Source organism: Mesorhizobium sp. M5C.F.Ca.IN.020.29.1.1 (assembly GCF_003997375.1).
In the GTDB taxonomy this organism is placed as follows: Bacteria; Pseudomonadota; Alphaproteobacteria; order Rhizobiales; family Rhizobiaceae; genus Mesorhizobium; species Mesorhizobium wenxiniae.
Genome location: NZ_RZSW01000206.1, coordinates 1 through 10,140 on the forward strand (window position 1 = coordinate 1; position 10,140 = coordinate 10,140).

The window sequence follows — 10,140 nt, forward strand, 5'->3', positions numbered from 1 at the left end:
ATCTGGAAAAGACCGCGTCGCGCATGGCAGCTTTCTCCGCAACCGACGCCGCCACATGGCGCCGGCTGGTCGGCGCCTTCCCGGTGGAAGCCGAGCATCTGTTTCGGCTGGTGGGCTCACAGATGAGCGGGCGGGCGCTGGCCGGCACCGCATGGAACCTGTGGCGCAAGAAGGGCCTTGCCGGCGCGCTCGACACCGGCCGGCTGCTGCTCTCATCACCACGCTCGTGGCTCGAGGAGAATTTCGAGTCGCCGCATGTCAGGGCGACGCTCGCCACCTGGGGCATGCATCTCGACTTCGCCCCTGACATCGCCGGCGGCGCGGTGTTCCCCTATCTGGAATCGATGGCCAACCAGTGCTTCGGCATGGTGCTCGGCAAGGGCGGCGCCGACACCATCATCCGCGCGCTGACCGGCATGGTCACCGTTGCCGGCGGCCAGATTAGCACCGGTGCTGAGGTGGCCGAGATCACGGTGTCCGGCGGCCGAGCGACAGGCGTGCGGCTTGCTTCCGGCGAGACCCATACTGCCACCAAGGCGGTGATCGCCGGCGTTGCACCCGGGGCGCTAGCCGGAAAGCTTTTGCCTGATGGTTCCGGCGACGCCGGCTTCGACACGGCGATGAAAAAATTCCGACATGCGCCGGGCACGATGATGATCCATCTGGCGCTTGACGATCTGCCCGACTGGCGCGCCGGCGCCGAGCTTCGGCAATTCGCCTACGTCCATCTTTCGCCGTCGCTCGACGCTATGTCGCGGACCTATCAGCAGGCAATATCCGGCATGCTGCCGGACGAGCCGGTCCTTGTCGTCGGCCAACCGACTGCGGTCGATGCATCGCGGGCGCCGGAAGGCAAGCACGTTCTGTGGGTACAGGTGCGGATGCTGCCCGCCGAAATCTTTGGCGATGCGGCCGGCAAGATCGCGCCAGCTCATTGGGATCAGGTCAAAGAACGCTACGCCGAGCGCGTTCTCGACATCATCGAGACCTATGCGCCCAACCTTCGCCGGAATATCCTTGGCCGTGCCGTGTTCTCGCCCCTCGACCTCGAACGCGAGAACCCTAACCTCGTCGGCGGCGACCAGATTTGCGGCAGCCATCATCTGGCGCAGAATTTCCTGTTTCGTCCGGCGCGCGGCTTTGCCGGCTGGAATACGCCGGTCATGAATTTGCATCTCACCGGTGCTGCAACATGGCCGGGCGCCGGCACAGGCGCGGCCTCGGGCTATATGCTCGCCCAACAGCTCGGCGGGAGGTAGAATTCAAAACACTTGCGGGTGAAGGAGAGGCAATGCGCGGTTGCCCAAGGAGCCTGAACCCACTGCATGATAACGACGCGCATAGAAAACCAACAGGGGAACGACCATGACAATCAACAGACGAGAATTGCTCGGATATGGCGCAGCAGCACTTGGCGCCACCGTCATCGGCCTGCCGCAAATAGCGAAGGCAGCCGGCGAACTGACCATCGCCTACAACGTCAACCTGCCGTCCTGGGACCCGACAACCGGGCCTTCGGCGGTCAACCCGACGATCCAGGGCCTCTACCAGTCGGTGTTCGATCAGTTCATCCCGCAGAAGCCGGACCTTTCCTTTGCGCCGGGCCTGCTCACCGAATGGGGCTGGAACGACGACCGCAGCAAGATCATGATGACGGTGCGCGAGGGCGTCACCTGGCATGACGGCTCGCCGTTCACCGCCGAGGACGTGGTGTGGTCGCTGCAGCGGGCGGGCGACGAAAAGACAGGGAATCCGATCCAGTTCGTCTGGAAGAACGTCAACAACTTCAAGATCGCCGGCAACAAGATCACTGGCGATGTCGTGCAGTTCGACCCGGTGTATTTCAAATGGATGTCGTTCCTGACCGGCTACATCATGCCTAAGGCCTACTACGAGAAGGTCGGCGCCGAAGGGTTCGAGAAAGCCCCGATCGGCACCGGCCCCTACATGGTCGACAAGTTCGAGCGCAACGCCTTCCTGCGGCTCAAGGCCAACCCGAACTACTGGGGCGGCAAGCCGGCTTTCGAGAATGTGACGATCAAGTTCGTCACCGACGCGGCGAGCCGCGTTGCCGAAATCGAGTCCGGTTCTTCGCAGGTGACGCTCGAAATCCCCTATGAGGAATATGATCGCCTGGTCGCCAAGGACGGGCTTGCCGGCTCGTGCAAGAACGTTTCCGACATCGGCATGATCTTCTTCAACGACATCGATGTGATGCTGGACAAGAACGTCCGCCAGGCCGCGGTGATGGCGGTCGACAAGAAGCTGCTCGTCGAGCGGCTGCTGCGCGGCTACGGCCAGCCGATCGAGACGCTGGAGACGCCGGAATACGAGGCCTACGACCCGTCGATCAAGGTCGAGCACAATCCGGAAAAAGCTAGGGAATTGCTGGCCGCGTCGGGCTACTCGCCGGAGAAGCCGGTCAAGTTCACGATTCAGACGACTAAGGGCTTCAAGCCCAAGGATTACGAGATGGTCCAGGCGATCGTCGGCATGTGGCGCAAGGTCGGCATCGAGGCGTCGATCGAGGTCTACGAGATCGCCAAGCACTACGAGCTGCGCGCCGCCGACAAGCTGGCCCCGGCCGCCTTCTACAATTGGGGCAACGCCATCGGCGATCCGACCACCTCGACCGGCTTTGCCACCTATGGCCCGAGCCCGCATTCGGTGTGGGACAGCCAGGATCTGATCGACATGATCAACCCGCTATGGGGCGAGAAGGACGAGACCAAGCGCATCGCCGGCTGGAAGGCTGTCGACAAATACATCGCCGAACAGGCCTATGTGCTGCCGCTGATCCAGTATGCGCAGCCGATCGTGCACGCCAAGGGCGTCAATGTCGTGCAGCATGTTTCCGGCGCGCTTTTGCCGGCGCTGATGACCCCGGCCTGACATCGGCCAGGGATCGCCGCGCGCCGTCCGCAATGACGGCGCGCATTTTCCGCCAGGCATACAGGCGACCATGCTGCTGCAAAGATTCCTGATCCGTCTTTTGACGATGGCGATCACGCTGCTCGGCGTCGCCGTCGTGGTCTTTGTCGTCATTCGGGTCGCGCCCGGCGATCCGGTTGCAATGATGCTGCCGCCCGGCGCGACCGATGCCGACATCGCCCGGCTGCGCGCGCTCTACGGGCTCGACAAAACCATCGTCCAGCAGTTCTTTGTCTGGCTGTCCGGCGTCATCAGGGGCGATTTCGGCACCTCGATCTCGCTCCGGCAGGATGTGCTGGGCCTGGTCTTCAACCGGCTGCCGGCGACGCTGGAACTCGCCATCGTCGCGCTGTTGATGGCGCTGACGGTCGGCGGCACGACGGCGATCCTCGGGGCGCGCGAACGCGGCACGGCAGTCGAAGCCGGTATCGACATCGCCAGCGGTGCAGCGCTTTCCATTCCCGACTTTTTGTGGGGCCTGGTGCTGATTCTTTTGTTCGGCGTGCTGGTGCCAGTGTTCGACATTTCCGGCCGGGTGTCGCCGCAGCTCGACCTGCCCTTCGTCACCCAGTTCTATCTGTTCGAGAGCATCGTGCGGCTGCGCTTCGACCTGACCAAGGACCTGCTCGGGCACATGCTGATGCCGGCCGTGGCCCTGGCGCTGCCGCTCGCCGCGATCATCTCGCAGCTCCTGAAACAGTCGTTGAAGGAAGTGCTCGACCTCGATTACGTCGTGCTGGCGCGGGTGAAGGGCTTTTCGGAAACGCAGGTCATTTTGCGTGAGGCGCTGAAGAACGCCGCCCTGCCGACGCTCACTCTGGTCGGCGTGCAGTTCACCTTCCTGATCGGCGGCACGGTCATCGTCGAACGGCTGTTTTCCTATGAAGGCCTCGGCAACATGGCGATCGACGCCGTCATCAACCGCGACCTGCCTTTGATCCAGGGCATCGTGCTGGTCTTCGCGCTGCTGTTCGTGCTGATCAACCTCACCGTCGACATGATGTATGCGCTGCTCAATCCGAGGCTGCGCCATGGATGAGGGCCGCATTTCAAGACATGGCTCGGGCGCAAGGCTGTGGCTGGCCGGCGGCTGGCTGCTGCTGGCTTTGCTTGCCGCGATCTTCGCGCCGCTGATCGCACCGCAGAACCCGCTGGCGCAGGATCTGATGTTCGAACGCCTGCCGCCCTTTTGGATGAGCGGCGCGGAGCCCGGCTTCTGGCTCGGCACCGACAGCCTCGGCCGCGATCTCCTGTCACGGCTGATCTTCGGCGCCCGCATCGCCTTGATCGTCGCCTTCGCGGCGGCCTTGGCCGCCTGCCTGATTGGCTCGACGCTCGGCCTGATAGCAGGCTATTTCGGCGGCTGGGCCGATCGCATCATCTCGCGCATCGTCGACGTCTGGATGGCGTTTCCGCCAGTGCTGTTCGCCATCCTGCTGGTTGCCGTGCTCGGCACCGGTCTGAACTCGGTCATCATTGCCATCGCCGTCATCGACTGGACGCGCTTCTGCCGGGTGATCCGCGCCGAGACCATGGGCCAGGCGCGCATGGACTATGTCGAGAACGCCCGCATCGCCGGCTATGGCCGCATCGGTATCATGCTGCGCGAAGTGCTGCCCAATGTGGTGCCGTCGATCGTCGCGTTGCTGTCGCTCGAAATGGGCATCGCCGTGATCGTCGAGGCGATCCTGTCCTTCGTCAACCTGTCGATCTCGACCGACGATCCGACCTGGGGAGGCATCATCGCCGAGGGCCGCCTGTCGATCCATCAGGCGTGGTGGGTGCTGGTGTTCCCGCTGGTCACGCTGATCCTGACGGTTCTGTCGTTCAGCCAGTTCGGCGAGGGTCTCAAGGCGCGTTTCGATCCGGTGCTGCGATGAACGCCACGAGACCTTGCCTCGACATTCAGTCCTTGAGCGCCGTGCTGCCGAATGGCGCGCGCGTGCTGCGGTCGGTGTCGCTCTCCGTTCAACCGGGCGAAGTTCGCGCGCTGGTCGGCGAGAGCGGCGCCGGCAAGACGATGATCGGCAAGGCGGTACTCGGCGTGCTGCCACCCAGCGTGCGCGTCGTCGAAGGCGATATGCTGCTCGAGGGCGAGGACCTCGGCCGGCTTCAGCCAAAGGCGAGGCGCACGCTGATCGGAGCGCGCACCGCACTGATCCCTCAAGACCCGCTGACCGCGCTCAATCCGTCGCGCCGCATCGGTCCGCAGATGACCGACCGGCTGGTGCGCATCCTCGGATGGAGTGGGCCGCGAGCCGACGCCCGCATCCGCCAATTGCTCGACGCGGTACAGATCCGCGACCCGGACCGTGTCCTCAAATGCTATCGGCACGAGCTTTCCGGCGGCATGCGCCAGCGCGTGCTGATCGCCGCAGCCTTCGCCGCCGAACCAAGGTTGATCGTCGCCGACGAGCCGACCACGGCGCTGGACGTAACCGTGCAGAAGCAGATTTTGCGGCTGATCGCGCAATTGCAGCGCGAGCACGGCACGGCGATCCTGTTCGTCACCCATGATCTCGGCGTCGTCGCCAAGATCAGCCAGAAAGTGTCGGTCCTCTATGCCGGCAAGGTGGTGGAGGAGACCGAGACGGCGGCGCTGTTCGCGGCTCCGCAGCACCCCTACACGCGAGCGTTGATGGCGGCAACACCGCGCTACACCGATCCGTTCGCCTCGCTGAAACCGGTGGACGAGGCGGTATTGGCCGGACTGGCCTCGGAGATCGCCGCTGCCGACCAGGCCTGGAGGCGACCGCATGGCTGATCCGCTGTTTTCCGTGCGCGGGCTGAAGGTCGCGTTGCCCGACATGACGCGCAAACCACTGATCGGCCGGGCGCCGATGGCCGAGATCCTCAAAGGGCTTGATTTCGAGCTGCCCAGAGGATCGGTGACCGGAATCGTCGGCGAATCCGGATCGGGCAAATCGACGCTGGGTCGCGCTTTGGTGCGCCTCCTGGAGCCGAGCGCCGGCAGCATCATCTTCGACGGCCGGGATATCACGCATCTGCCGGAGGCGGAGCTTAGGCCGCTGCGCCGCAACCTGCAGATGATCTTCCAGGATCCGATGTCGTCGCTTAATCCGCGCCGCACCATCTTCAGCATTATCGCCGCCCCACTCAGGCAAAACGGGTTTGGCGACAATCTCAAGGGTCGTGTCGCGGAGGCGCTGCAGCGCGTCGGCCTGCCGCTAAGTTTCGCCAGCCGCTATCGTCACCAGCTGTCGGGCGGCCAACGCCAGCGCGTCGGCATTGCCCGGGCGCTGGCGCTGTCGCCGAAATTCGTGCTGGCCGACGAGATCGTCTCCGGCCTCGACGTGTCGACCCAGACACAGATCCTGACGCTGCTGGAACGGCTGGCCGCCGAAATGGGCCTGACCGTCGCCTTCATCAGCCACGACCTGTCGGTAATCCGGCGGCTTTGCCGGCAAGTGATCGTCATGCGCGAAGGCGTGATTGTCGAGGCAAGCGCCACCGACGCTTTGTTCGCGAACCCGCGGCAGGCCTACACGCGCGATCTTCTCGCAGCCATCCCGCTGCCCGAGATCGATGACGGCTGGCTGCTGCCTGCGGCGAAGGCGCCGGCATGACATCGGTCGCAACGATCATTCACAGCACATCTCATTCGCACGCCGAAGAGCGGGCCTCGGGCGTGCGCCCGGCAAGTCACCCATGTCCCGCGAGAGGATGACTGAGATGAAGAATGCGCTCCTAACTGCAACGCTTGCGGCCGCCGTCCTGGGCACTATCGGTGGAACCATCAGCACAGCCTCAGCCGATTCCGTTCCTGGCATGCGCGGGCATGATCACACCGGGGTTACAGTCCCCGACATGAAGCAGGCCGTCGACTTCTTCACCGAGGTCGTCGGCTGCAAGAAGGCGATGTCCTTCGGGCCGTTCGCCGATGATAAGGGGACGTTCATGCAGGATCTGCTGGGAGTCGACCCCAAGGCGGTGATCGAGGAGATCACCCTGGTTCGCTGCGGCTACGGGTCGAATATCGAGCTGTTCAAATATACCGCGCCCGACCAGAGAGACCTGCAGGCCCGCAACAGCGACATTGGCGGCTTCCACATCGCCTTCTATGTCGACGATATCGCTGCCGCGAAAGCCTATTTCGATGAAAAGGGCGTCAAGACGCGTATGGGGCCGCTGCCGGTTACCGAAGGGCCGGCGGCCGGCCAGAGCATCCTTTATTTCCAGGCGCCCTGGGGCCTGCAGCTGGAAGCGATCAGCTATCCCAACGGCATGGCCTATGAAAAGGACGCCGAGACGGTGCTGTGGAGCCCGAAGACCCCGGAAAAATGATCCGGAAGGCGCGTGCTTGCGGGTCTGACCGCAAGCACGCCATAGGCACCTGAGACGAAACGCTTCAATTATGAAACTTCAAGCTTGAAATAATATACGTCAGGCGCGATAATGAAGATAGGAAGCGAGAGGAGATCGCACAGATGAAGGTTGCGGTTCTCGGCGGCGGACCAGCCGGCCTCTACTTTGCCATTTCGATGAAACTCAGGGACGCCGCGCACCAAGTGACCGTGTTCGAGCGCAACCGCGCCGACGACACATTCGGCTGGGGCGTCGTTCTGTCGGCCGAAACGCTCGACAATCTGACTAGGAACGATCCGGTCAGTGCCGTCTGGATCAGGAAGCATTTCGCCTATTGGGACGACATCGCCGTCATCCATGATGGGGTGCGCACGGTCTCGACCGGCCATGGCTTCTGCGGCATCGGCCGCAAGCGGCTGCTCACCTTGCTGCAGCGGCGGGCCCGCGAGCTCGGCGTGAAGCTGGTCTTCGAGACCGATATCGCCGACCCCAAACCCTACATGGAGAGCCACGATCTGGTGGTCGCCGCCGACGGCTTGAATTCGAAGGCACGCAGCGCATTCGTCGACGTGTTCAAGCCCGATATCGACACCCGCAAATGCAAGTTCGTCTGGCTTGGCACCCAGCAGAAATTCGACGAGGCCTTCACCTTCATCTTCGAGAAGACGGAGCATGGCTGGGTGTGGGCGCATGCCTACCAGTTCGACAAAGACACCGCGACGTTCATCGTCGAATGCAGCGAGCAGACCTGGGGGCGCTTCGGCTTCGGCACGATGTCGCAGCAGGAATCGATCGCCGTCTGCGAACAGATCTTCGCCAGGCATCTCGCTGGCCATTCGCTGATGACCAACGCCAACCACATCAGAGGTTCGGCTTGGATCAATTTTCCGCGCGTGCTGTGCGAGCGCTGGTCCTACAAGAATTTGGCGCTGATGGGCGACGCAGCGGCATCAGCGCATTTCTCGATCGGCTCCGGCACCAAGCTGGCGCTGGAAAGCGCGGTGGCGCTGGCCGACTATGTCGATTCCGAGCCCGGCCTCGAGGCGGCGTTTCGCAAATATGAAGACGCCCGCCGCACCGAAGTGCTGAAGCTGCAGTCGGCGGCGCGCAACTCGCTCGAATGGTTCGAGGAGGTCGAGCGCTATCTCGGCCTCGATCCGGTGCAGTTCAATTATTCGCTGCTGACGCGCTCGCAGCGCATCAGCCACGAGAATTTGCGGCTGCGCGATGCCGAGTGGCTGGCCGGCGCCGAAGAATGGTTCCAGCGCCAGGCCGGCGCCGGCGGCAACAGTCTTCGTCGCGCGCCGATGTTCGCGCCGTTCCGGCTGCGCGACATGGCGCTGCAGAACCGCATCGTCGTTTCGCCGATGGCGCAGTACAAGGCCGTCGACGGCTGCCCGACCGACTGGCACTTCGCCCACTATGCCGAACGGGCCAAGGGTGGTGCCGGCCTGCTCTACATCGAGATGACTTGCGTCAGCCCCGAAGGCCGCATCACGCCCGGCTGTACCGGCTTTTACGCGCCCGAGCACGAAGTCGCCTGGAAGCGGCTTGTTGATTTCGTCCACACCGAGACCGAGGCGAAGATCTGCGCGCAGATCGGCCATTCCGGCGCCAAGGGTTCGACCCGGCTCGGCTGGCAAGGAACCGACGTGCCACTGACATCAGGCAACTGGCCTGTCATGGCGGCGTCGGCGGTGGCATGGTCGCCTGAGAATCAGCTGCCGAAGGCGATGGACCGCGCCGACATGGATTTGGTGCGCAATCAATTCGTCGCTTCGGCCGAGATGGCTGAACGCTGCGGCTTCGACATGCTCGAAATCCACGCCGCGCACGGCTATCTCCTGTCCTCCTTCATCACGCCGCTGACCAACCGGCGCACGGACGCCTATGGCGGCTCGCTCGAAAACCGCATGCGCTATCCCTTGGAAATCTTCCATGCCGTCCGCGCCGCCTGGCCTGATGAAAAGCCTGTTTCAATACGCATCTCGGCCAATGACTGGGTCGGCATCGAAGGCGTGACACCGGCCGATGCGGTCGAAATCGCGCGGCTGCTGCATGAGGCCGGCGTCGACATCTGCGACGTGTCGGCCGGCCAGACTTCCGCCGAGGCAAGGCCGCTGTATGGCCGTATGTTCCAGACGCCGTTTTCCGACCGCATTCGCAACGAGGTCGGCATGGCGACCATGGCGGTCGGCAACATCTACGAACCGGACCATGTCAATTCGATCCTGATGGCCGGCCGGGCCGACCTGGTCGCGATGGCACGACCGCATCTCGCCGACCCCTACTGGACGTTGCATGCGGCCGTCACGCTCGGCGACCGCGGCGTCAAATGGCCGGATCCCTATCTGCCTGGCCGCGACCAGATCTACCGGCTGGCCGAACGCGACGCGGCAGCGGGGCTGAAGGTATGAGCGTCGTTGAAACGATGGCGGGACGGCATGCGCTGGTCACCGGCGGCGGCTCCGGCGTCGGCCGCGCCATCGCGCTGGCGCTCGCCGATGCCGACATCGATGTCACCATCTGCGGCCGGCGCGAGGCAGCGCTGGTCGAGGTCGCCAGGGAAAACGACCGCATTTTCGGCATCGCCGCCGACGTCACCAATGAGGCGGCGATGGCGTCGCTCTACAGGCAGGCCGAGGCGGCGCGCGGGCCGATCGATATCGTCGTCGCCAATGCCGGCATGTCCGGCAGCGCGCCAGCACCGCGGACCTCGCTTGCGGACTGGCAGCGCACGCTCGACGTCAACCTGACCGGCGCGTTCCTGACAGTGAAACCGGCGCTGGCCGGCATGGTCGCACGGAAGATAGGCAGGATCATCTTCGTTGCTTCGACGGCCGGGCTAAAAGGCTACCCGTATGTCGCCGCTTACGTTGCCGC

General features: G+C 63.9%; 9 protein-coding genes. All 9 read left to right on the top strand.

What is annotated here, in order from left to right:
* A partial coding sequence (locus EOA85_RS17660) for an NAD(P)/FAD-dependent oxidoreductase (protein WP_164759721.1) occupies positions 1-1,259 on the top strand: 1,259 nt, incomplete at its 5' end.
* Between the two features lie 106 nt (positions 1,260-1,365).
* Entirely contained in the window at positions 1,366-2,892 is a 1,527-nt protein-coding gene (locus EOA85_RS17665; protein ID WP_127210576.1) for an ABC transporter substrate-binding protein, read from the top strand.
* Between the two features lie 70 nt (positions 2,893-2,962).
* On the top strand, positions 2,963-3,970 hold the full coding sequence (locus tag EOA85_RS17670; protein WP_127210577.1) for an ABC transporter permease: 1,008 nt from the start codon (positions 2,963-2,965) through the stop codon (positions 3,968-3,970).
* Positions 3,963-4,811: an ABC transporter permease gene (locus EOA85_RS17675; RefSeq protein WP_065005943.1), complete on the top strand. Its 849-nt coding sequence runs from the start codon at positions 3,963-3,965 to the stop codon at positions 4,809-4,811. Before EOA85_RS17670 ends, EOA85_RS17675 begins: the two co-directional genes overlap by 8 nt.
* Positions 4,808-5,695: an ABC transporter ATP-binding protein gene (locus EOA85_RS17680; RefSeq protein ID WP_127210578.1), complete on the top strand. Its 888-nt coding sequence runs from the start codon at positions 4,808-4,810 to the stop codon at positions 5,693-5,695. The genes EOA85_RS17675 and EOA85_RS17680 overlap by 4 nt, the downstream gene beginning before the upstream one ends.
* Positions 5,688-6,518: an ATP-binding cassette domain-containing protein gene (locus tag EOA85_RS17685; protein WP_127210579.1), complete on the top strand. Its 831-nt coding sequence runs from the start codon at positions 5,688-5,690 to the stop codon at positions 6,516-6,518. The genes EOA85_RS17680 and EOA85_RS17685 overlap by 8 nt, the downstream gene beginning before the upstream one ends.
* A gap of 106 nt (positions 6,519-6,624) precedes the next feature.
* Complete coding sequence (locus EOA85_RS17690) at positions 6,625-7,236, top strand: VOC family protein (RefSeq protein WP_127210580.1); 612 nt, start codon at positions 6,625-6,627, stop codon at positions 7,234-7,236.
* 143 nt (positions 7,237-7,379) lie between these two features.
* A complete protein-coding gene (locus EOA85_RS17695) occupies positions 7,380-9,674 on the top strand; it encodes a bifunctional salicylyl-CoA 5-hydroxylase/oxidoreductase (protein WP_127210581.1) in 2,295 nt (764 codons plus the stop codon).
* The coding region (locus EOA85_RS17700) for an SDR family NAD(P)-dependent oxidoreductase (RefSeq protein WP_127210582.1) at positions 9,671-10,140 on the top strand (470 nt) is incomplete at its 3' end. The genes EOA85_RS17695 and EOA85_RS17700, both read left to right, overlap by 4 nt.

Bases quoted from the DNA above. Each gene is read 5' to 3' on its own strand.
- EOA85_RS17665 (WP_127210576.1), top strand. From the start codon at position 1,366: ATGACAATCAACAGACGAGAATTGCTCGGATATGGCGCAGCAGCACTT.
- EOA85_RS17670 (WP_127210577.1), top strand. From the start codon at position 2,963: ATGCTGCTGCAAAGATTCCTGATCCGTCTTTTGACGATGGCGATCACG.
- EOA85_RS17675 (WP_065005943.1), top strand. From the start codon at position 3,963: ATGGATGAGGGCCGCATTTCAAGACATGGCTCGGGCGCAAGGCTGTGG.
- EOA85_RS17680 (WP_127210578.1), top strand. From the start codon at position 4,808: ATGAACGCCACGAGACCTTGCCTCGACATTCAGTCCTTGAGCGCCGTG.
- EOA85_RS17685 (WP_127210579.1), top strand. From the start codon at position 5,688: ATGGCTGATCCGCTGTTTTCCGTGCGCGGGCTGAAGGTCGCGTTGCCC.
- EOA85_RS17690 (WP_127210580.1), top strand. From the start codon at position 6,625: ATGAAGAATGCGCTCCTAACTGCAACGCTTGCGGCCGCCGTCCTGGGC.
- EOA85_RS17695 (WP_127210581.1), top strand. From the start codon at position 7,380: ATGAAGGTTGCGGTTCTCGGCGGCGGACCAGCCGGCCTCTACTTTGCC.